The sequence below is a fragment of the Streptomyces sp. NPDC025721 genome (assembly GCF_055558595.1).
This window is the reverse complement of the sequence record NZ_JBVHMF010000012.1, coordinates 108,029-128,456: the sequence shown is the minus strand read 5'-3', so window position 1 is coordinate 128,456 and position 20,428 is coordinate 108,029. Positions and strand designations below refer to the sequence as shown.

Below are 20,428 nucleotides of genomic sequence, written 5' to 3'. Positions count from 1 at the left end.
CACGCCCATGCCGCAGGTCAACCCCACCGCCGCCGCCCCCGACGCCCTCCAGGCGCTCACCGAGCTGACCCGGATCTCCGCCGAGGGCCTGGCTCCCGAGATCGCCGAACTGGTCCGCCTGCACGTCTCACAGATGAACGGCTGCGCCTACTGCACCGCCCTGCACCACGACGCCGCCCTCGCGGCGGGCCACCCTCCGCTCAAGCTCGCCGCTCTCCCCCAGTGGCCCGACTCCCCCGACTTCACGCCCGCCGAGCGCGCCGCCCTCGACCTGGCGCGGCACCTCACCCGCCCCGCCGACGGCGCCGTCCCGGCCGCCGTCCACGCCGAGGTCACCACCCTCCTCGGCCCCGACGCCACGGCCCGCCTGATCTGGACCGTCGCGGCGACCAACGCCTGGAACCGGATCGGCATCGCCACCGCGACCCGGCCGGCGGAGACCGAGGAGCCCCGCGCGAACTGACCGCCCGCCGGATCAGGAGGCGGTCAGGCGGGTGCGCCAGACCGCCGGATCAGGAGGCGGTCAGGCGGGTGCGCCAGCCGTGGCAGATCATGGGCATCACGACCAGGCCGTCCCGCATCTCGGCCGTCTCGCGGACCTTCGCCCCGATCAGGTCCGCGAGTTCGCGCTTCTGGCCGTCCGGCAGGGCGATGTACCTGCTGTAGGTGGCGAACATCGCGACGACCTCCTCGACGGTCAACTCGGCCGTCCAGGTGACGACATGAGCCTGCGGCGGCGCGAAGGGGACACCGTCGGGGAGCCACGGTCCGTCGGACATGCGCTGGATCAGGTCGCCGATCCAGTCGTCGTTGCCCATCTCGTCGTGGACGTAGGCGTCCAGCACGTCCACCCAGGGCACCCGCCGGTCGCGGCGGGTGTAGAGGATGCCGAGCGAGCCGCCCGGGGTGAGCACCCGGGCGATCTCGGGGAGCGTGAGGGCCGGGTCCATCCAGTGCCACGCCGAGGACACCGTGACCGCGGCGACCCGCGCGTCCGGCAGCGGAATGCGCTCGCCGAACCCGTGGAGCACCGTCGCCCGCGGGCAGACGCCGGTCAGCACCCGCCGCATGCGCGCGTCGGGTTCGACCGCCACGACGTCCTCGACCCGTTCGGCGAGCCACCGGGTCAGCAGCCCGGTCCCGGCGCCCAGGTCGAGCACCGAGGGGCAGTCCGCGGGCAGCAGCCAGTCGAGCATCCGGGCCGAGGGACCCACTCGGTAGCGGTCGTAGTCCCGTGCCGCGGCCCCGAAGGACAGGGCGAGGCTGGACAGTTCGGGCACGGCACTCCGTAGGTCGTCGGGCGCGGCCGTCGTACGGCCGGGAACAGGGCAGGACCGGCGCGGGACCGGACCTCGGGTACCGCGACCGCGCGGCCTCAGAGGCCGCGCAGCCCGGTGAGCACCCGCTCCAGCAGCGTGACGTCCGGCCGGCCCTCGGCGTACGTGGGCTGCTGGACGATGACGAAGCCGCTCTCGGCGAGGTCGCCCACCAGGACGCGGGTCACGCCGAGCGGGATGTTCATCAGCGCGGAGATCTCGGCCACCGATGTGAGGTTCATGCACAGCCGGCAGATCGCCTGCTGCTCGGGGAAGAACCGCACACCGCTCTCCCAGGCGAGAGCGGTCGTACCGACCAGGGCCTCCAGCGCGAAGTCGGTCCGCGCCGTCGTCCGGCCGCGGGTGACGGCGTACGGACGGACGAACGGCGAGTTGCGCCTTCGGTCTCGGTCTCCACTCACGAACGCACATCCTTCCGGGTGTGATTCGGACGGCCCATCGCGCCGGCCCTCAGCCGGCCAGCGCGTTCTGCAGTTCCCTGCGCACGTCGGGCGTGAGGACGTCGCCGGTCCGCTCGACCAGCAACGCCATCTCGTAACCGACGACCTTCATGTCGCAGGTCGGCGAGGCCAGCACCACCAGCACGGAGCCGTCGCTGACCGACATCAGGAAGAGGAATCCGTTCTCCATATCGACGACGGTCTGCGTGACCACCCCGGCCTCGAAGAGCAGGGCCGCGCCCTGCGTCAGACTCGCCAGGCCCGAGGCCATCGCGGCGAGTTGCTCGCCGCGGTCCCTGGGCAGGGACGCGGAGGCCAGGAGTTGAACGCCGTCCGAGGAGATCACGACCGCGTGCGCGACTCCCGGCACCTGCTTCACGAAGTTGGCGATGAGCCAGTTCAGGTTCTGTGCTTCGTTGCTCAGATCGCTCATGGGTGTAGCTGCTTCCTATGCTGCCGAGGACGTCGTCCGACGGCGCTACGGACAGGGGAAACACGGGAAACACGGAGGTCGTGGGAGCTGTGAGTCCGCTCATAGCGGACCCGATCCGCCCGGCGTCCGGCCGGGCCCCTCGCGGTCGGACCCATCCTTACCCTGTCTGACCCCTTGGTGGAAGTTCGACAGCCGATCCCTCATCAGGTTCGCCGCGCGCGGGGCGGTGGGCGCCGCGTTCGGCTGCGGCACCGGGCCGCGCGGGCGCGCCTCGGCCGCGAGGTTGTTCAGGGGCACCCGCCGGGGCAGACCCTGGGCGGTCGTGCCTCCGGTCGCCTGGCCGCCCGCGTCCTCGGGTCCCGGCCGGGCCCACGAGGGCGACGGGTGACCGGGGTTGCCCGGCGGCTGGGCCGGCGGGCGGGGTTGCGCCTGCGGCCGGAGCTGCGCCTGGGGTTGGGCCTGCGGCAGGGGCTGCGGACGCTGGGCCGGCGGCTGGACCCGCTGGTGGGGCAGCGCCTGCGGCTGCGGCGGGACCTGCGGACGTACGTGCCCCTGTGGGGGCCGCGCCTCCTGCGGTCCCTGCCCGGCCGGCCACTGCGACCTCATCGCGTCGAAGATCGGTAACCGGTCGGACCCGTGCCCTTCCAGGCGCGCGACCGCCTCGGCCTCCTCCTCTTCCGAGGCGAACCACGAGAAGTCGCCGTCGGGGCCGCCGCCCTCCTCCTGGTCGTGGAACCACGGGAAGCCGCCGTCGGGCTGACCGGAGTGGCGGCCCGCAGGAACGTCGTCGTACGACCGGCCGCGCGAGGGCGTGCCCGCGGGCCCGTAGGGGCCGTCGAAGCGCGGGTCGCCCGCCTGTCCGGCCGCGACCCCGCCGCCCGGCAGCCCGGCCATCTCGCCGGTGTCGTACGGTCCGGGCCGCAGCGCCGACTGGTCGAAGACCTGCGGGCCGTCCACCTCCAGCTCGCTCGCGGACACCAGCAAAGTCAGTGGGATCCGGATGAGCGCGTTCAGGCCGGTCCTGCCCGTACTGGTCAGCCGCACCTGGATGCCGTACTTGGCCGCCAGCCGGCCGACCACGAACAGGCCCATGCGGCGGGAGGTCGCGACATCGAGGACCGGGGGCTCGGCGAGCCGCCGGTTGATCCGCTCCAGCTCCTCGGGCCGGATGCCGATGCCCGCGTCCGCGATGTCCAGGACCACATCGCCCGCGGTGAGCATCTTGGCGCCCACCAGCACCTGGGTCTCGGGGCCGGAGAACGTCGTGGCGTTCTCGATGATCTCGGCCATCAGGTGGACGACGTCGGTGGCGGCATGTCCGACCACCGCCACGTCGGGCAGTTCGTAGAGCACCACGCGCTCGTACTGCTCGACCTCGGCGGTCGCGGCGCGGACCAGGTCGAACAGCGACACCGGCTGGTCCCAGCGGCGGCTCTGCTCCTCGCCCGCGAGCACCAGCAGGTTCTCGTTGTTGCGGCGCATGCGGGTGGCGAGGTGGTCGAGCTGGAACAGGGCGGTGAGCTGACCGGGGTCCTGCTCGCTGTTCTCCAGGTCGTCGATGAGCTGGAGTTGGCGCAGCACCAGGCTCTCACTGCGCCGCGAGAGGTTGGTGAAGATCGCGTTGACGTTGGAGCGCATCCGCGCCTGCTCGGTGGCGAGCCGGACCGCCTCGAAGTGCACGCGGTCGAAGGCGCGCGCGACCTGGCCGACCTCGTCCTGCGACTGCACCTCGATCGGCTCGACCCGTACCGGCCGGTCCGTCTCCGAGGGGTTCACGTCGCGCAGTCGACGGACCGCGCCCGGCAGCCGGTTGTCGGCCACGTCCAGTGCGGACACCCGCAGTTGGCGCAGCGGCCGGACCACGGACCTGGCCAGGATCAGCGCGCCGAGGAAGGACAGCGCGACCACGGCGACGATGATGGCGATGTTCTGGTAGAGCTGGGTGCGCACGGCCGACAGCAGGTGCGAGGACCGGTCGTTGAGGTCCGCCACGGTCTGCCGTTCGACGGTGCGTACGGCGTCGAGCTTGTCGGTGATCTGCTGGAACGCGGTGGCCTTGGTGATGCCGAGGCTGTCGAGCGGGATGTCCTCCTGCGCGGCGGTGGCGACCACCTGGATGGTGCCGTCGGCCGCGCCGACTTTGTCGCCGCTGACCGTCGACTGGTACAGGTTGAGCAGCGAGGTCGACGCGTTGTTCGTGAAGGTGCCGTTGGCGGTCTCGAAGTGCGCCTGCTCGATGTTCTCCTTGAGCTCCAGTGTGAAGCCGCGGTCGAGCGCGTCGACGATGAAGCCGCGTTCGCTCGACGTCTGCTGCTCGATCTGCTCGATCGAGGCGAGCGTGGTGACCAGGCTGCCGAGCGTGTGGTCGGAGCCGACCGCCGCGAGCTGCTGGCTGAAGTCCAGCAGATTGCCGATGATCGTGCTGTAGGCGCTGAAGGTCGGCGTGTTGGCGCCGTGGGCGAGGCCCTTGGTCGAGGCGCGCAGCGGGGTCAGGTCACCGAGCCGGGCCTCGGCGCGCACGCCGATCAGGCGTACGGCGGCGGGCAGCGCGTCGACGCTGCTCCGGTGTTCGTCCAGGCTCTGGCCGAACGCCTTCACCTGCGCGTTGGTGGCCCGTTGCGCCGCCGCGAGCTTGTCGTCCTTGGCGGTACCCGACCCGGTGAGTGCCAACTGGGTGAGGTCGCGTTCGTCGTCGAGCGCGCTGACCAGCGTGGACACCTGCCGGGCGAGTTGCGCCTGCCCTTGGATATGGGCCGCGCTCCGGAGGTTGCCGACCGCGGAGAACACGCGCACGCCCGCCAGCGGAATGATCGCGATCAGCGGGACGAGCACGAGGAGCAGCATGCGATTGCGCAGCCGCCAGTCGCCGAGCTTGCGTTTGGTCCAGAGCCTGGAGCCGAGCCCGGTGAGGGGGGAGATCCATTTCGGTGCGGGCGCGCGACCCCGTCTCCGCGCGCTCGTCATGCCGTCGCCGCATCGTGCTGTGTCAAGCGGTCCCCGCATGTCAACGGATTGCCGGCTCCGTGAGACCGCTGGTCTTCCATTCACTAACCCTTAACCCTCATAACGCCGCCGCATGGCGCGGCGACGCTTGATTATCCGGTTCACCGCGATGAGACGTTCGGCTCCGACCGCATACCACTGCGTACCAGGTCGGAGGCTCTTTGTGTCTGTTCACTTCCACGCCCTCTGCGGGAACTTTATTGCAGCACACGCGTGCCCGCAGGAGCAAAGGGTTGCGCTACTGACTTAACGCGGCCTCACCGCCGCCCACTCCCCCAGTCCAGTGGTCGGATCGGTCGAAATCGGACCCACCGAAAGCGGCGGCGATACGAGGTGTCCGACGGCATGATAGGTGCACAGGAGGGCATATATTTCCTGCTGCACGAGTTCAGGGCTTTTCGACCGTAATAGCACCCGTGGCCCGGTGATCTGCTCGACGAAGTGGGCGACCCCGTCGCCGCTCGCGACGGCCGCCTGTTCGTAGCGGGCCCTGATCTCGTCGGCCGGCACCGTGCTGTCGAGTACCGAGGTGACCAGCAGCGGAGCGCCCAGCACCGGTCCCGCGGCGGCGGCTCGCGCGGCCGTGCGGTCGCCGCACGGCACCACCCGGACCGCGGTCCCCGGCCCCGGACCCTCGCCGGGACCGGCGTCCGCCGCCAGTTCCGACAGGTAGGAGCCGTCGGGGAGTTCGCGCATCACCGGCAGTGAGTACGGGGCTGGTCCGAGGCCGCCGGAGCGCCAGATCTGGTCGGCGCCGGTCTCGGCCAGCGCCGACCACAGCGCGACCGGGATCAGTTCCTCGTCGCCGACCACCAGCGCCCGCTTGTCGAGAAGGTCTTCCGGCCACTGCGCGAGCAGGCCCTCGGCGCCTTCCTCGGCCCGGGGCGTGATGGCCGCGACCGCCGAGACGCGCAGCCGGCAGTCGGTGAGCGAGGACACCCACACGTCGAGCGACCGGTGCTTGTCCAACCGGGGCGCCGTGGTGTCGGGGGAGCCGTAACCTGCCCTGTTCGCGGGGGTGTCCGGCACTTCCATCGCGACGCTCTCGTAGACGAAGACCCGCTCGCCGTCCAGCCGGGTCCCGTGGCCCGCGGCGTCGGCGAGGTGGCCGCAGAGCGCCTTGAGGGGTTCGACGCCGAGCCGCATGCGGGCCCGCGCGATGGCGGCCGCGCTGGCCACGTCGCCCGATCCGCCGACGCCTGCGCCCGGGAACATCTCGGGCAGACCGCCGGTGAGTTTGGCGAGCACCTCCTCATAAGAGGAGGCCCCGAAGAGCCACATCGCCAGAACGAAATACATCATGAGCTGTGCGGGCAGGAGACGCCTGCGGCGCTCTCGGCGCTCGGTTTTGTCCACGAGCCGGTCCATCACATCCGGCCGGAAAGTCTCCACGAGCATGCGCAGTGCGAGCCGGTCGGGAAGATGCGTTTCAGGCGATATGTCGAGATGGCGAAACGTCATTCGCCAGAAGCTACCCCCGGAGAACCCTCCGCGTCTAACCCACTATGGATAGTCGGGAGAAAGAGGCACTAGACGGAATTTCTCCGGACAACGACGTCGACGGAGAGTGAGGTCAGCGGCCTCCGGACGCTTAAGTCAATGCACCCTTGTTCGACGAGGTTGGTGTCTGCCCGTCGGTTCTGGCAGCCTCACTCGCGTGGCAAGCGAATCCCAGCACGGGCACAGCAATGGTCTAGTCAAATCGCCGCAACCGACGACATCGCCTATCGCGATGCGCGACGTGTGCAAGTCCTTCAGTACCCCGCAGGGCGGAAATCATGACGTCCTGCGCAACATCGATTTCACCGTCAGGCCCGGAGAGTTCACCGCGGTCGTGGGTCCCACCGGATGCGGGAAATCGACGACTCTCTCGTTGATCTCCGGCATGGAACGTCCGGACAGCGGTGAGGTGCTCGTCGACGGGCGCCCGGTGGAGGGCATTGGCAAGGACGTCGGGTTCGTCTTCCAGACGGACGCGGTGTTCCCCTGGAAGACCGTCATCGGCAACGTCGCGGCGGGTCCGCGCTTCCGGGGCGCGTCCCGCAAGGAGGCGCACGCCGCCGCGGCCGAGTGGATCCGCCGGGTGGGCCTCGCCGGGTTCGAGCGGTACCACCCGCACCAGCTCTCCGGCGGAATGCGCAAGAGGGTGGCGCTCGCGCAGACGATGATCAACGAGCCGCGGGTGCTGCTGATGGACGAGCCCTTCTCCGGGCTCGATGTGCAGACCCGTCAGATCATGTCCGACGAACTGCTCTCGCTCTGGGACCTGACCCGGCCCTCGGTCGTGTTCGTCACGCACGACCTGGAGGAGGCGATCTCGCTCGCCGACAAGGTCGTGGTGCTGACGGCGGGACCGGCCACCGTGAAGGAGGAGTTCGAGATCGATCTCCCCCGGCCGCGCAATCCCCGCGAGATCCGGCACACTCCCGAATTCGTCAAGCTCCACGAACGGGTCTGGCAGGCGCTGCGGGACGAGGTGCAGCTCGCGTACTCCCGCACGGCCGCGCGGCCCGAGACCGTGTCGGCCGAGACCGTGGCGCCCGAATCGGCGGCCTGAACCATCCGTACGGAAGAGGCATGAGCCTATGAAGACCGACACCGCGACCGGGTCGGCGACCGACGAGATCCTCGCGCGACCCGAACCGCCGAAGAGTGACGCCGGAGCGGCCCGCGCCGCGCTGGCCAGGCGACAACGGGCCAGGCGCCGCGTGTGGGTCAACGTTGTCAGGGCCGCCGTCCTCGCCGCCTTCATCGGCCTGTGGCAGGTGCTCGCCTCGACGGAGGTCGTCGACCCGTTCTATTCCGGCAAGCCGTCGGGCATCTGCTCGAAGCTGTGGGGCTGGGTGCGCGACGGTACGTCGCAGGGACCGCTGTGGGACCAGGTGTGGGTGACATTGCAGGAGACCCTGATGGGCTTCGGCATCGGGGTCACCCTGGGTGTCGTCCTCGGCATCGTGCTGGGCCGGCTGCGCTTCCTGGCCGATGTCTTCGCCCCCTACATCAAGACCCTGAACTCGATCCCGCGCATCCTGCTGGGCTCGGTGTTCGCGATCTGGTTCGGTCTCGGCATCAGCTCCAAGGTCATGCTGGCCGCCGTACTGGTCTTCTTCGGCGTGTTCTTCAACGCCTTCCAGGGCGCCCGCGAGGTGGACCGCAATCTCCTCGCCAACGCCCGCATCCTCGGCGCGAGCAACACCCGGGTGACCTTGCACGTGGTCGTCCCGTCCGCGCTGAGCTGGATCACCACCAGCCTGCACGTGGCCTTCGGTTTCGCCATCACCGGCGCGATCGTGGGCGAACTGCTCGGGGCGCAGCAGGGCCTCGGGCTGCTCATCTTCCAGGCGCAGGCCAACTTCGATCCCAACGGGGTCTACGCGGGACTCGTCATCACCGCCGCGTTCGCGCTGGCGGCCGAGGGACTGATCTCGCTGCTGGAGCGATGGCTGCTGAGCTGGCAGCCGCGTCCGCAGAAGTCCGGAGCGCAGGCGTGACCGCCGTGACCGGCGACAGCACCGCCGGGACCGGGGCCGCCTCCGGCACTCCCGCCATCCCCGCCCATTCCGCCATCCCCCCGACGGTCAACCGCCCCGCGGCGACTCGCGGCCCGCGGCACGACCCGAGACGGCGCACGACCCACCCGCTTCCGAGGAGAAGACAACGCACATGTGGCACAAGAAGATCGTTCTCGCAGCCGCGACGGTAGTCCTGGCGACAGGCGTGACGGCCTGCTCGGACAGCAAGTCCGACAAGACCACCGACGCGGCGAGCGCGGGGTCGCTGGAGACGGTGACGATCGCCCTGTCGAACCAGGCGAACCAGAGTTACCTCCCGCTGATCCTGGCGCAGCGGATGGGCTACTTCACGAAGCAGGGCCTGAACGTGAAGATCGCCAACCTCCAGGGCACGCCGCAGGTCTCGGACGCGCTGCTCAAGGGTGACGCCCAGGGCATGATCGGCTTCTACGACTCGAACCTCAAGCTCCAGCTCAAGGGCAAGAACACCCAGGCGGTCGTCCAGCTCCTCCAGGCGCCCGGCATGGTCGAGATGGCCCGTACGAACGCGCCGTCGATCAAGTCGCCCGCGGACCTCAAGGGCAAGAACGTCGGCGTCACCTCGCTCGGTTCCGCCAGTTCCACCATCGCCTCGTACCTCGCGATCCACAACAACATCGCGGTGGCCGACACCCACTTGGTGGCGGTGGCGGCCGGTGCCACCTTCGTGGCGGCCTTCGAGCACAACCGGATCGACGCGGGTGTCACCACCGAGCCGACCATTTCGACGCTGCTCAAGAAGCAGCTCGGGACGATCATCGCGGACATGCGCACCGCGGCGGGCACCAAGGCCGCGCTCGGCGGCCCGTACCCCGGCACCGCGCTGACCGTCCAGACGGCGTGGGCCAACAGCCACAAGGAGACCGTCCAGAAGATGGTCAACGCCGTCTACCAGACGCTCCAGTGGATGGAGTCCCACTCGGCCGCGGAGATCACCGAGCAGGTCCCGGCCGACTTCTACGCCGGCAGCGGCAAGGACCAGTACGTCCAGGCGCTGGCCAACGAGATGGGCATGTACAACCCGACCGGCCAGATGCCGGCCGACGCCCCGCAGACGGTGCTCCGCGTCCTGACCGCGGTCGACCCGACCGTGAAGGGCAAGACGATCGACCTGTCGAAGACGTACACCGACGAGTACGTCCAGAAGGCGGCCCAGGACCACTCCGCGTCCTGACCCCCGCTCCCCCCCAGGGCCCCTGCCCGGCGCGCCCCCGCCGCCCAGGGGCCCTGCGCCGTTCCCCGCCGCGGCCCCGGCCCGGTCAGCGCTCCCGGCCGCGCGCCTTCAGCGGGCCCGGCGGGAGGTCGGGGGCGGACAGGCGCTCGCCGTCGTAGCCGTGGACGTCGCCGAAGCGGGTGGCGGACTGCCAGGCGGTACGGGCCTCGGTGATCTCCTCGCTGGTGCGGGCGACGAAGTTCCACCACATGATGATGCGTTCGGCGAAGGGCTCGCCGCCCAGCAGCATGAGGGAGGCGGGGGTGTCGGCGCGCAGGGGGAGTTCGCGGCGGCCGCAGCCGAGGTAGAGCAGGGAGCCGGGGGTGAGGGGGACACCGTCGACGTGGGATTCGCCGGACATGGTGAGGACGGCGTACTCGAAGTCGGGGTCGAGCGGGAGCCGGGCGTCGGTACCGGCGGCGAGGGTGAGGTCGGCGCCGACGAGCGGGGTGTGGATCGTGCCGGGCGAGGCGGCGCCGTCGAGGTCGCCGAGGATGACGGTGGCGTGGAGTCCGCCGCCGCCGGTGACCTCGGGGAGTACGGGGTGGTGCTCGAAGGAGGGCGCGGTGTCGCGGGTGGCGTCGGGCAGGGCGACCCAGAGCTGGGCGCCGTGCAGGTAGCGGGCGTGGTCGCGCGGTGATTCCTCGGAGTGGGCGATGGCCAGGCCCGAGGTCATCAGGCCCAGCTCGCGGGGGCGCACCGTCTGGAGGCTGCCGAGGCTGTCGCGGTGCAGCACCTCGCCGTCGTGCAGCCAGCTGACGGTCTGCAAGCCCATGTGCGGATGGGGCGGCACCTGCATGCCGGGCTCGTCGGCGATGTCGTCGGGCCCGTAATGGTCAACAAAGCACCAAGCGCCGACCATGCGCCGTCCGAGGTTGGGGAGCAGTCGCCGTACCTCGGTGCTCTCACCGAGCTGGACGGTGCGGCCGGCGAGCAGGTCGCGGACCGGGGCGGCGGAGACGTCGGCGCGCCCGCCGCAGCGGGTGGCGGCGGGCGTCGTGTCGAGATTGCTCATGGTGCCGATCATGCCGCGCGCGACCGCCCGAAGCGAGGAGGGGACCGGGCGGTCGCGCGGGTCAGGGGGTCCGTCGGCCCCGGGCGGCGGGAATCCCGAGGCCAGGGGCCGGGCGGGCGGTTACCGGGCGGGCGGCGCGGAGTGGGCGGGGTGGATGCCGTGCACGAGGTCGCGGGCCTCGCTGACGTACATCTCCCGGTCGCCGAGCGTCAGGCCGGGGAAGTAGTCCTTGAGCCTGGTCACGACCTGCTGCTCCGACTCGTGGCACTCACGCAGCAGAAAGATCGCCTTGCGCAGGATGTCGCCGTCCATGGGGACCGCCCTTCACTACCCCCGCGGGCCCGTCGCCCTCGGACGATTCCCATCATGACTCCACGAATGTCACCTCTTGGGCAACGGCGTGTACTGGCTCTGCAAAAGATCCACCAGCTTTTCCGGCACGTCCGCGAGGCATCCCCGAAGCCGCTCCCCCAGCGCCTTGGCCTGCGGATCGGCCCTGGTGGAAGCGGCGACGCCGTCGCCGAGCAGCCCGTGCACGACGAAGTTCACCGCGCGCAGATTCGGCAGTTCCCAGCGGCTCACCGGCAGCGTCGCGGTCTCCGGCAGCAGGGCCCGCAGCCGGGGTACGTCCAGATACGCGCGCAGCCACGCGTACCCCTCGTCGTCCCGTGCCCACAGCCCGACGTTCGCGTCGCCGCCCTTGTCCCCCGAGCGCGCCCCGACGACGGTCCCGAGCGGCAGCCGTACCGTCCGGCCGAAGGGCTCGGGCGGCCCGGTCCGCGCCTGGCGCGGCGCGGGTCCGGTGACCGGCGACACCAGCGGCGGCGGTACGGGGCCGGAGTCGGGCACCGGACCCGGCCGTCCCTCGCGGAGGTCGGTGGCGCCGTGCGGCGGGCGCGGTACGGGCAGCCGGGTGCCGTCGGCGAGCACGGTCACGGCGGTGACCTCGTCGGCGGCCACCAGCGCGGGCCAGTACACGCCGTACTCGGTGGGGCGCGGCGAGGCGTGCTCCAGGTAGAGCCCGGGGTAGCCGGCCAGCGCGGAGCCCGCGACGTCGGTGAAGAAGCCGCGGCCGACGGTGTCGAGGTCCGGGTCCTTGACGGTGAGCGTCAACCGGTCGGCTTCGCCGCCGTGTTCGCGCCGCAGGTCGTACCCGGCGAAGCGGCCCGGCCCGCCGGTCGCGTCGCGCAGGGTGGCCTCGGCGAAGTCCGCCTTCGCGTCGAGGTCGAGGCCGGTGAGCACGAAGGTCGCGGAATTGCGGTAGCCGCCGCGGTGGTTGAGGCAGACCTTGAGGGTGTCGGGCGCGGGCTCGCCCGCGACCGGGCCGACGGAGACCCGGTCGGGGCCCTGCTGGATGAGCCGGACGGTGTCGAAGCGGGCCACGACGTCGGTGTTGAGGTAGCCGGGTCCGCCGATCTCGTACAGGAGTTGGGCGGTGACGGTGCCGATGGTGACGGCGCCGCCGGTGCCGGGGTGCTTGGTGATGACGCTGGAGCCGTCGGCGTGGATCTCGGCGATCGGGAAGCCGGGGTGCACCGGGTCGGGGATCTCGGTGAAGAAGGAGTAGTTGCCGCCGGTGGCCTGGGTGCCGCACTCGATGATGTGGCCCGCGGTGACGGCGCCCGCCAGCCGGTCCCAGTCGTCGAGCGCCCACTCGAAGGCCCAGGCGGCGGGCCCGACGACCAGCGAGGCGTCGGTGACCCGGCCGCAGATCACCACGTCGGCGCCGCCGCGCAGCGCCTGCGCGATGCCCCAGCCGCCGAGGTACGCGTTGGCGGTGACCGGCTCGACGCCGGAGCCCGCCAGCGGGCGGCCGGTGGCCAGGTGCGCGAAGTCGTGGCCGCGGGACTGGAGTTCGGGCAGCCGGTCCAGCAGGTCGTCGCCCTCGACGTACGCCACGGACGGGTGCAGGCCGCCGACCGCGGCCAACTCGGCGAGTTTGGCGGCCAGTCCCGCCGGGTTGAGGCCGCCCGCGTTGACGACGATCTTGATGCCGCGCTCCAGGCAGGTGCCGAGCACCTCGCGCATCTGGGCGAGGAAGGAGACCGCGTAGCCGCCGTCCGGGTCGCGCTGCCGCGCCTTCCACAGCAGCAGCATGGTCAGTTCGGCCAGGTAGTCGCCGGTGAGGACGTCGATGGGGCCGCCCTCGACCATCTCGCGGGCGGCCGACAGCCGGTCACCGTAGTAGCCGGAGCAGTTCGCGATCCGCAGCGGCGCCCCGCGCTCCCGCTGCGCCCGCGGTGCCCGCCGGTCCTGTCGCGTCTGGGGCGCCTGCGGTACCCGGGGCGCCTGGTGTGCCGTCATCCCACACTCCCGTCACTCCCCCGTCTCACCGAACCGGGACGATCATCTTGCCGGTGTCCGCGCCGCGCAAGACCACCAGGGGGCGCGCCCGGGGCGGGTCCGGCGGCCGGTGGTTGAATCGGCTCCATGAACGAGCCCACACCGCGACCCCCGCTGTCCGCCGACGAGATCATCGACATCGTGGACGAGCACGACCGGGTCGTCGGCAGGTCGCCGCGCGGCGAGGCGTACGCCAGGGGCCTGCGGCACCGCTGCGTCTTCATCCTGGCCAGGGACGCCGAGGACCGGATCTTCGTGCACCGCCGCACCGCGGAGAAGCTGGTCTTCCCCTCCCTCTACGACATGTTCGTCGGCGGTGTCGTCGGCGCGGGCGAGTCCTACGAGGAGGCGGCGCTGCGCGAGGCGGAGGAGGAACTGGGGGTGAGCGGACTGCCGCGCCCCGAGCCGCTGTTCCGATTCCTCTACGAGGACGGGCCGCGGACGTGGTGGTCGTCGGTCTACCAGGTGCGGTGCACACTGCCGGTCGCCCCGCAGGCCGAGGAGGTGGCCTGGCACACCTTCCTCACCGAGGAGGAGCTGGCCGCCAGGCTCACCGAGTGGGAGTGGGTGCCGGACGGCCTCGACGGCTACCGCAGGCTGCTCGAATGGCGTGCGACGCACGGGAGTTGACCGCCCGGCGGCTCAACCGGCCACCAGGAGACCGGCCATGACCGAGGCGCAGTTGGCGGCGACCGAGGCCGCGTACGGCAACGGGCCCCGCAGCCGCAGCAGTCGGCCGAGCAGCAGACCCTCGACGAGGCAGACCGCGCTCTCCGCGACGGCGAAGGCGGGCCAGTACGCGGCGCCGTGCGTCTGCCGCAGGAACCACCACAGCGGCGGGTGCGTCCCACAGTTGACCATGACGGTCGCGAGAGCGGTCCGCGTCGGTCGGACGGCGGACGCCGCGGTGACCGCCGCGACGTAGCAGGGCACCTCGACGAGCAGGGTGAGGGCGAGGGCCAGCGGATACGGCACGGGCGGATCGTGCCACGGGGAGGGGACGAGTGGCCAGCGCGGTGGGGGCGCCCCTGGCGGGCGGTGCGGGCACGGGCGATACGGGCACGGCCGATACGGGACGCGCGGGGCGTACGCTGCCGGTCGCCGGTTTCGTCCTGGCGGCGGCGGTGGCGCTCGCCGTCTCGCTGCGGCTGCCCGCGGGCACGGCCGTGGTGGGCCTCGCGGTCTTCGGCATTCTGCACAATGTGCTCGAACTGCGGTACGTGACCGGCCGGTTCGAAGGCGTCCTGCACGGCCCGTTCCTGCGGCTGCTGGGCGCGCTCATCACCGGCATCGTCGTGTGCCGCCTGCTGCCGCCGTCCTCGGGCACCCGTACCGCCGAGATCCTGCTCGCGTACGTGCTGCTCGCCGCGGCCTGCGTGCACGCGCTGCGGACCAGGCCCGTACCGCTGGCCGCCTCCTGCGCGCTGCTGGCGGGCGCCGCCATGGCGTCGCTGGCCTTCCCCGCCTACCACTTCGTGGTGCTGGCCCATCTGCACAATGTGGTGCCGCTGCTCTTCTTGTGGGAGTGGTCGCGCGCCATGCCGCGCGGCCGTGCCGCCTTCCGGGCGGTGCAGTGCGGGTGGGTGCTGGTGATTCCCGCGCTGCTGCTGTCCGGCGCCCTCGACGGTCTGCTCGGCGCGGGCTCGGGCTGGACGGACCGGCTGGCGCTGTCGTACACCCCGCCCGCCTGGCAGCACACGCACGCCGGGCTGCGCTTCGTCGCGGTCTTCGCCTTCCTCCAGACCATGCATTACGTGGTGTGGGTGTGGTTCATGCCGCGGTACGCGCCGGACGCGACCGAGGCGTTCGAGCGCCGCGCGCCCGTGCTGCGCGGTGTCCGGGCCTGGGCGCTGGGGCTCGGCGGGGCGGCGGCCCTGTCGGTGCTGTTCGTCAGCGACTACACGCGGGGCAGGTCGCTGTACGCGGCGGTGGCCAGCTACCACGCGTATCTGGAGTTCCCGGTGCTGCTGATGCTGGTGCTGGGGCTCGGGGAGCGGGGCCGGGCGGCCGGGGCGGACCTGACCGGGACGAGGCCGACCGGGACGAGCGCGACCGGGACGAGCGCGACCGAAAAGAGGCCGCCCGAGAAGAGCCCGCCCGCAATGGGCGCGACCGAAGAGAGCGCGACCGACGCGCGTCCGACCGACGGAAGGAAGGAGTCCTCCGATGCTGCTCGCTGACGTCGCGCCGCCGCAGGACGGTGGCGGCGGCTCCGCAGGCCATGTGGTGATCGCCGTGGTCGGCGTGGTGCTGCTGGCCGCGGTGCTCGCCGTGATCATCGCGGCGGTTTCCCGCCGGAAGTGACCGCCCGCGCCCGCTTCCGACCTGGTCGTTAGTGTGGACGCGTGAGCGCTTTCGCCCAGGAGCTGCCCGCGCGGCTGCGTGCCGCGCGGGATTCCGTACGTCTGTGGTTCGCCCCCGCCCGCGTGCGGGACGAGGGCACGACCCCCGACTACCGCTTCTCGCTGGCCAATGAGCGGACCTTCCTCGCCTGGATCCGCACCGCGCTCGCCCTGATCGGCGGCGGTTTCGCCGTCGACCAGTTCCTCACCGACCACCTCGCGCACTGGGTACGGGTGTCGCTGGCGCTTGTCCTGCTGGCCGGTGGCGTCGCCTGCACGCTGCGCGCGGTCAACCACTGGGCCCGCTGCGAACGCGCCATGCGCCGCGGCGCCGACCTGCCCGTCTCCCGCTTCCCCGCGCTGCTCGCGGTCGCCATCGCGGTGATCGCCGTCGCGATGGTGTGCGTGGTGCTCTTCGGCTGGGCCGGATGAGCCACGACCGCCAGGACGGCGGGCCGCCGGGAGTCGGCGGCCGTCCCGGTGACGACCGGGATCCGGGGCTCCAGCCGGAACGAACGCGGCTGGCGTGGCGGCGTACGACGCTGTCCTGCGCGGTGACGGCCGTGCTGGCCGGGCGGCAGGTGCTGCACCACGAGGGCGGGGCGCTCCCCGCGGTGGCCATCGGTCTGACGGCGCTCGCGTTCCTGGCCTTCCTCCGGCTGGCGCACCGCAGGATTCAGCAGCTCGGCGGCGCGCCGCACCCGGCGGTGATGGCGCCGGGCGCCGCCGTCGCGGTGGTGGGCTGCACGGTGGCGCTCGCGGTGTTCGGCGCGGCGCTGGTGTGGTGACGCGCGCCCAGCTGTGGTGACGCGCCCTCGTGTGGTGACGCGCCCTGCTGTGGTGAGGCGCGCCCGCCGCGCCCCTCAGCGTCGTCGCAGCACGCTCACCAGCGCCCGGACCTCCCGGTCGGCGAAGCCCGGCTCGCCCGCGACGGTCCGCACGAGTCCGTCCCGCACGGTACGGCTTCGGCCGGCCTCCACCAGCGCCAGCGACTCGGCCAGCGCCTGCGGGAGCGCCTGGTGGTACCAGGGTGTGTCCGCGTCCTCGTCGAACCAGCGGCTCGGCGGAAAGGTGCCGTTGAGCTTGGGCTGCGCATTGCCGTACCAGCCCCATTCGGGCCAGGGCAGCGACACGTTGACCACGTGTCCCGCGGGCAGCGTCCGCACCCAGCGGGCGGAATCGGGCGACTGCTGCCAGCGGTCGGCGTTCGGGCCGCTCTTGCCGCGGGGCGTCACCCCGACGTAGCGCAGCTTGCGGCGGATCACCGACCAGGGTTCGCGGCTCTCGGCGATCCACGCGGCCAGTTCGCGGTGGAGCGCGTCGAAGGTGGAGCCGCTGTGGACCACGTCGACCACGGCCAGCGGGCGCTTGCGGCGGGCCAGGGCGCGCGGTTCGAGGCCCGCCGCGGCCAGGTGCTCGCGCAAGCGCTCCCGCTGGGGCTGCCCGAGGCGGGCGGACCGGCGGATCGACAGGGGGAGCCGCAGGAGTCCGCCAGGGCGGTCCGCGTGTTCCAGCGCGCCGGTGAGCAGGTCGTACATGCTGTCCAGCGAGCGGCCGACGAAGCGGAGGTCGGCGGCGCGGGAGCGGGCCAGCACCTTGCCCGTGCACTGTGTGAGCGCCGGAAGGTGCCACAGCCGTACGGGTTCCGAGCCGTCCGCGAGCGTGCCGAGGCGGTCCGGCGGGCGGCCCTCGTACGAGGACAGCGCCCAGCGGAAGGGCTGCGGCGGGGCGGGTTGACGAGCGGTCACGCGTATTAGTGCAGCACTGCCGGGCCGTGCGGGTAAACGGATTTTCAGGGCGCCAGGATGTCCAGCTCGTGCAGGGCGCCCACGCAGATCTCGCGCATCAGGTCCTCGGCGGCGGCGGCTTCGCGGGAGCGGATCGCCTCGGCGACGCGGACGTGGAGGGTGACGGCGGCGGGGTCGGGCTCGGCGAACATCACATGGTGTTCGGTGCGGCCGGTGAGGACTTCGGCGACGACGTCCCCGAGGCGGGCGAACATCTCGTTGCCCGAGGCGTCGAGGACGACGCGGTGGAAGGCGACGTCGTGCACGAGGTACGCGTCGAGGTCGGCGGCGCGGGCGGCGGCGGCCATCTCGGCGGCCAGCACGGTGAGTTCGCGGCACTGGGCGGGATCGGCGGCGGTCGCGGCGAGTCCCGCGGCGACCGGTTCGACGGCGGTGCGCAAGGTGGTGAGGGAGCGCAGTTGGCGGGGGCGGTCGGCGCCGGCCAGGCGCCAGCGGATGACGGCCGGGTCGAAGACGTTCCACTCCTCGCTGCGCAGCACGGTGACGCCGACGCGGCGGCGGGACTCCACGAGGTGCATCGCCTCCAGCACCCGGACCGCCTCGCGGACGACGGTGCGCGAGACGCCGTAGCGCGTTTCCAGTTCGTCGATGCGCAGAACCGTCCCCGGCGGGTAGTCGCCCGAGGCGATGGCGGGGCCGAGTTCGGCCAGAACACGGGCGTGCAGACCCCCGGCGTCGTCCCGCGGTGCTTCCTGCTGAGGCATGAGGACAGCTTATGCGGCAGCACAGTCATGTGACTTTTACATCACAGACTCTTGAATAAGTAGTACCTATGGCGTTGAGTGTCCCCGACCGCTTGCACAAGGAGGTTCGAGCGCATGACCAGCTCCCCGCGCCCACCGCACTCCCCCGTCGTCGTCGTGATGGGGGTCTCCGGTTCGGGCAAGTCGACCGTCGGCGGCCTGCTGGCGGATCGGCTGGGCGTCCCGTACGCCGAGGCCGACGACTTCCACCCGGCGGCCAACATCGCCAAGATGTCGGCCGGTCACCCGCTGGACGACGCCGACCGGGCGCCCTGGCTGGACGCCATCGGCGCGTGGATCGCGCAACGCGAGGGCAAGGGCGGGGTGGTGAGCTGTTCCGCCCTGCGCCGCCGCTACCGCGACCACCTGCGTCAGAGCGCGCCCGACCTGTTCTTCCTGCACCTGGACGGGTCCCCGGAGCTGATCGCCTCCCGGCTGGCCGCGCGGATGCAGCACTTCATGCCGTCCGAGTTGCTGCGCTCGCAGTTCGCGACGCTGGAGCCGCTGGAGCCGGACGAGGCGGGCGCGGTCGTGACGATCGAGGGCGGGCCGCGGGAGATCGCGGACCGCGCGCTCGCCGCCGTACCCCGCTGACGTCGCCGGACTGACCCGCCCCACCCGTTCGAACCCCCTCTCCCCTGTCCCCGTCCTTCCCCCTGGAGTCCTCCGTGTCCGCACTCAGCGTGGAGCTGCTGGCCGCCGATCCGTCCCCGATCACCGACGCGGGCAACACCCGCCTGGCACTGGCCGCCCTGGCCGGTATCGCCGTCATCGTGCTGCTGATCACCCGCTGGAAGGTGCACGCCTTCCTCGCCCTGACCATCGGCTCCGGTGTGCTCGGCTCCGTCGCGGGCGCGCCGCTGGCCAAGACGATCACCAGTTTCTCGACCGGCCTCGGCTCGACCGTGGCGAGCGTCGGCACCCTGATCGCGCTCGGCGCGATACTCGGCAAACTGCTCGCCGACTCCGGCGGCGCGGACCAGATCGTCGACACGATCCTGGCCCGTACCAGCGAGAAACGGCTGCCGTGGGCGATGGCCCTGATCGCGGGTCTGGTCGGCCTGCCGCTCTTCTTCGAGATCGGCATCGTGATCCTCATCCCGGTGGTGCTGCTGGTCGCCAAGCGCAGCGGCCAGTCGCTGATCCGGCTGGGCATCCCGGCGCTGGCCGGTCTGTCGGTGATGCACGGTCTGGTGCCGCCGCACCCCGGCCCGCTGGCCGCGATCGGCGCCATCCACGCCGACATGGGCATCACGCTCGCGCTCGGCGTGCTGGTCGCGATACCCACGCTCGCCATCGCGGGTCCGCTCTTCGGCCGGGTGGCCGCGGGCTGGGTGGACGTGACGCCGCCGGAGCGGATGACGCCCGCGCGCGCCTCCGACGACCTGGAGCGGCGGCCGAGCTTCGCCGCGACGACCTGCACGATGCTGCTGCCGGTGGTGCTGATGCTGGCCAAGGCCCTGGTCGACGTGATCGTGGACGACCAGAGCAGCCTGACGTACCGGATCTTCGACGTCATCGGCACGCCGCTGGTGGCGCTGCTGGCCGCGGTGATCGTGGCGATGTTCACCCTCGGGCGGGCCGCGGGCTTCAGCAAGGACCGCGTCTCCTCGACCGTGGACGCCTCGCTCGGCCCGATCGCGGGCATCCTGCTGATCGTCGGCGCGGGCGGCGGCTTCAAGCAGACCCTGATCGACTGCGGGGTCGGTCAGATGATCCTCGACTGGTCCAAGAGCTGGCACATCTCGGCGCTGCTGCTCGCCTGGCTGATCGCGGTGCTGATCCGGGTCGCGACCGGTTCCGCGACGGTGGCGATCATCTCGGCCGCCGGTCTCGTCGCGCCGCTCGCCGAGGGCATGTCGTCCTCGCACACCGCGCTGCTGGTGCTGTCGGTGGGCGCCGGTTCGCTGTTCTTCTCGCACGTCAACGACGCCGGATTCTGGCTGGTGAAGGAGTACTTCGGGATGGACGTCCCGCAGACCCTCAAGACCTGGTCGGTGATGGAGACGGTGATCTCGGTGGTGGCGCTGGGCTTCGTCATGCTGCTGTCGCTGGTGCTGTGAGGCGCTGACGTCGTGAGGCGTGTGGGGGGGGGGGGGGGGGGGGCCCCCCCCCCCCCCCCCCTTTTCCCCAACGCCGTCCAGGCGGTGTTCCCCCACCCCGGTCCCCCTTTTTCACCCCCACCGGGGTCGTCCTGTCT

22 protein-coding genes are annotated in these 20,428 nt (G+C 71.8%); 11 read left to right on the top strand and 11 right to left on the bottom strand.

Features of this window, described 5'->3' with window-relative positions; genetic code table 11:
• Positions 1 to 7 precede the first annotated feature (7 nt).
• Positions 8 to 463: a carboxymuconolactone decarboxylase family protein gene (locus ACZ4EF_RS19035; RefSeq protein ID WP_467505493.1), complete on the top strand. Its 456-nt coding sequence runs from the start codon at positions 8 to 10 to the stop codon at positions 461 to 463.
• Between the two features lie 49 nt (positions 464 to 512).
• On the opposite strand, the gene ACZ4EF_RS19030 is transcribed toward ACZ4EF_RS19035, so the two are convergent.
• From ACZ4EF_RS19030 to ACZ4EF_RS19010, 5 genes are all read right to left on the bottom strand, one after another.
• Positions 513 to 1,280, bottom strand: coding sequence for a class I SAM-dependent methyltransferase (locus ACZ4EF_RS19030; RefSeq protein WP_355333319.1), 768 nt, complete (start codon positions 1,278 to 1,280; stop codon positions 513 to 515).
• A gap of 95 nt (positions 1,281 to 1,375) precedes the next feature.
• Positions 1,376 to 1,738, bottom strand: a complete 363-nt coding sequence (locus ACZ4EF_RS19025) for a DUF742 domain-containing protein (protein WP_188283832.1) — start codon at positions 1,736 to 1,738, stop codon at positions 1,376 to 1,378.
• A 49-nt stretch (positions 1,739 to 1,787) separates the two neighbouring features.
• Positions 1,788 to 2,210 (bottom strand): roadblock/LC7 domain-containing protein, encoded by a 423-nt coding sequence (locus tag ACZ4EF_RS19020; protein ID WP_355333321.1) that lies wholly within the window; start codon positions 2,208 to 2,210, stop codon positions 1,788 to 1,790.
• Between the two features lie 99 nt (positions 2,211 to 2,309).
• The gene (locus ACZ4EF_RS19015) at positions 2,310 to 5,174 is read right to left on the bottom strand and encodes a sensor histidine kinase (protein ID WP_467505490.1); all 2,865 of its coding nucleotides are present in this window, start codon (positions 5,172 to 5,174) and stop codon (positions 2,310 to 2,312) included.
• Positions 5,175 to 5,459: 285 nt separating this feature from the next.
• On the bottom strand, positions 5,460 to 6,674 hold the full coding sequence (locus ACZ4EF_RS19010; RefSeq protein ID WP_355333325.1) for a transposase domain-containing protein: 1,215 nt from the start codon (positions 6,672 to 6,674) through the stop codon (positions 5,460 to 5,462).
• 271 nt (positions 6,675 to 6,945) lie between these two features.
• On the opposite strand from ACZ4EF_RS19010, the gene ACZ4EF_RS19005 reads away from it, so the two are divergent.
• The 3 genes from ACZ4EF_RS19005 (at position 6,946) to ACZ4EF_RS18995 (ending at position 9,938) form a co-directional block, all read left to right on the top strand.
• On the top strand, positions 6,946 to 7,770 hold the full coding sequence (locus ACZ4EF_RS19005) for an ABC transporter ATP-binding protein (RefSeq protein WP_391048467.1): 825 nt from the start codon (positions 6,946 to 6,948) through the stop codon (positions 7,768 to 7,770).
• Positions 7,771 to 7,798: 28 nt separating this feature from the next.
• The gene (locus ACZ4EF_RS19000) at positions 7,799 to 8,704 is read left to right on the top strand and encodes an ABC transporter permease (RefSeq protein ID WP_391048469.1); all 906 of its coding nucleotides are present in this window, start codon (positions 7,799 to 7,801) and stop codon (positions 8,702 to 8,704) included.
• 172 nt (positions 8,705 to 8,876) lie between these two features.
• Positions 8,877 to 9,938 (top strand): ABC transporter substrate-binding protein, encoded by a 1,062-nt coding sequence (locus ACZ4EF_RS18995; RefSeq protein ID WP_401856319.1) that lies wholly within the window; start codon positions 8,877 to 8,879, stop codon positions 9,936 to 9,938.
• Between the two features lie 85 nt (positions 9,939 to 10,023).
• On the opposite strand, the gene ACZ4EF_RS18990 is transcribed toward ACZ4EF_RS18995, so the two are convergent.
• The 3 genes from ACZ4EF_RS18990 to ACZ4EF_RS18980 form a co-directional block, all read right to left on the bottom strand.
• Positions 10,024 to 10,992 (bottom strand): pirin family protein, encoded by a 969-nt coding sequence (locus tag ACZ4EF_RS18990; protein ID WP_467505486.1) that lies wholly within the window; start codon positions 10,990 to 10,992, stop codon positions 10,024 to 10,026.
• Positions 10,993 to 11,112: 120 nt separating this feature from the next.
• Positions 11,113 to 11,304 (bottom strand): hypothetical protein, encoded by a 192-nt coding sequence (locus tag ACZ4EF_RS18985; RefSeq protein WP_188283824.1) that lies wholly within the window; start codon positions 11,302 to 11,304, stop codon positions 11,113 to 11,115.
• A gap of 69 nt (positions 11,305 to 11,373) precedes the next feature.
• On the bottom strand, positions 11,374 to 13,296 hold the full coding sequence (locus tag ACZ4EF_RS18980; RefSeq protein WP_391048475.1) for an acyclic terpene utilization AtuA family protein: 1,923 nt from the start codon (positions 13,294 to 13,296) through the stop codon (positions 11,374 to 11,376).
• Positions 13,297 to 13,422: 126 nt separating this feature from the next.
• Between ACZ4EF_RS18980 and ACZ4EF_RS18975 the strand changes: the two genes are divergently transcribed.
• Positions 13,423 to 13,965 carry an NUDIX hydrolase gene (locus ACZ4EF_RS18975; protein WP_391048478.1) on the top strand — a complete coding sequence of 181 codons (543 nt, stop codon included), beginning with the start codon at positions 13,423 to 13,425 and terminating at the stop codon, positions 13,963 to 13,965.
• 12 nt (positions 13,966 to 13,977) lie between these two features.
• Here ACZ4EF_RS18975 and ACZ4EF_RS18970 read toward each other — a convergent pair whose 3' ends face one another.
• Positions 13,978 to 14,310 (bottom strand): hypothetical protein, encoded by a 333-nt coding sequence (locus tag ACZ4EF_RS18970; protein ID WP_467505483.1) that lies wholly within the window; start codon positions 14,308 to 14,310, stop codon positions 13,978 to 13,980.
• A 29-nt stretch (positions 14,311 to 14,339) separates the two neighbouring features.
• Here ACZ4EF_RS18970 and ACZ4EF_RS18965 point away from each other — a divergent pair, with 29 nt between their 5' ends.
• The 4 genes from ACZ4EF_RS18965 (at position 14,340) to ACZ4EF_RS18950 (ending at position 16,465) form a co-directional block, all read left to right on the top strand.
• On the top strand, positions 14,340 to 15,515 hold the full coding sequence (locus tag ACZ4EF_RS18965; RefSeq protein ID WP_467505481.1) for a hypothetical protein: 1,176 nt from the start codon (positions 14,340 to 14,342) through the stop codon (positions 15,513 to 15,515).
• Entirely contained in the window at positions 15,502 to 15,639 is a 138-nt protein-coding gene (locus ACZ4EF_RS18960) for a hypothetical protein (protein ID WP_355333343.1), read from the top strand. Before ACZ4EF_RS18965 ends, ACZ4EF_RS18960 begins: the two co-directional genes overlap by 14 nt.
• 74 nt (positions 15,640 to 15,713) lie before the next feature.
• A complete protein-coding gene (locus ACZ4EF_RS18955; RefSeq protein WP_188283850.1) occupies positions 15,714 to 16,109 on the top strand; it encodes a YidH family protein in 396 nt (131 codons plus the stop codon).
• Complete coding sequence (locus tag ACZ4EF_RS18950; RefSeq protein WP_401313565.1) at positions 16,106 to 16,465, top strand: DUF202 domain-containing protein; 360 nt, start codon at positions 16,106 to 16,108, stop codon at positions 16,463 to 16,465. The genes ACZ4EF_RS18955 and ACZ4EF_RS18950 overlap by 4 nt, the downstream gene beginning before the upstream one ends.
• Positions 16,466 to 16,540: 75 nt before the next feature.
• On the opposite strand, the gene ACZ4EF_RS18945 is transcribed toward ACZ4EF_RS18950, so the two are convergent.
• Together ACZ4EF_RS18945 and ACZ4EF_RS18940 are read right to left on the bottom strand one after the other, a co-directional pair.
• Complete coding sequence (locus tag ACZ4EF_RS18945; protein ID WP_467505478.1) at positions 16,541 to 17,425, bottom strand: hypothetical protein; 885 nt, start codon at positions 17,423 to 17,425, stop codon at positions 16,541 to 16,543.
• A gap of 44 nt (positions 17,426 to 17,469) precedes the next feature.
• Positions 17,470 to 18,189 (bottom strand): FadR/GntR family transcriptional regulator, encoded by a 720-nt coding sequence (locus ACZ4EF_RS18940; protein ID WP_391048484.1) that lies wholly within the window; start codon positions 18,187 to 18,189, stop codon positions 17,470 to 17,472.
• A gap of 114 nt (positions 18,190 to 18,303) precedes the next feature.
• Between ACZ4EF_RS18940 and ACZ4EF_RS18935 the strand changes: the two genes are divergently transcribed.
• Both ACZ4EF_RS18935 and ACZ4EF_RS18930 read left to right on the top strand, forming a co-directional pair.
• Positions 18,304 to 18,822, top strand: a complete 519-nt coding sequence (locus ACZ4EF_RS18935) for a gluconokinase (protein ID WP_355333353.1) — start codon at positions 18,304 to 18,306, stop codon at positions 18,820 to 18,822.
• A gap of 74 nt (positions 18,823 to 18,896) precedes the next feature.
• The gene (locus ACZ4EF_RS18930; protein ID WP_401725139.1) at positions 18,897 to 20,291 is read left to right on the top strand and encodes a GntT/GntP/DsdX family permease; all 1,395 of its coding nucleotides are present in this window, start codon (positions 18,897 to 18,899) and stop codon (positions 20,289 to 20,291) included.
• The last annotated feature ends 137 nt before the right edge of the window (positions 20,292 to 20,428 follow it).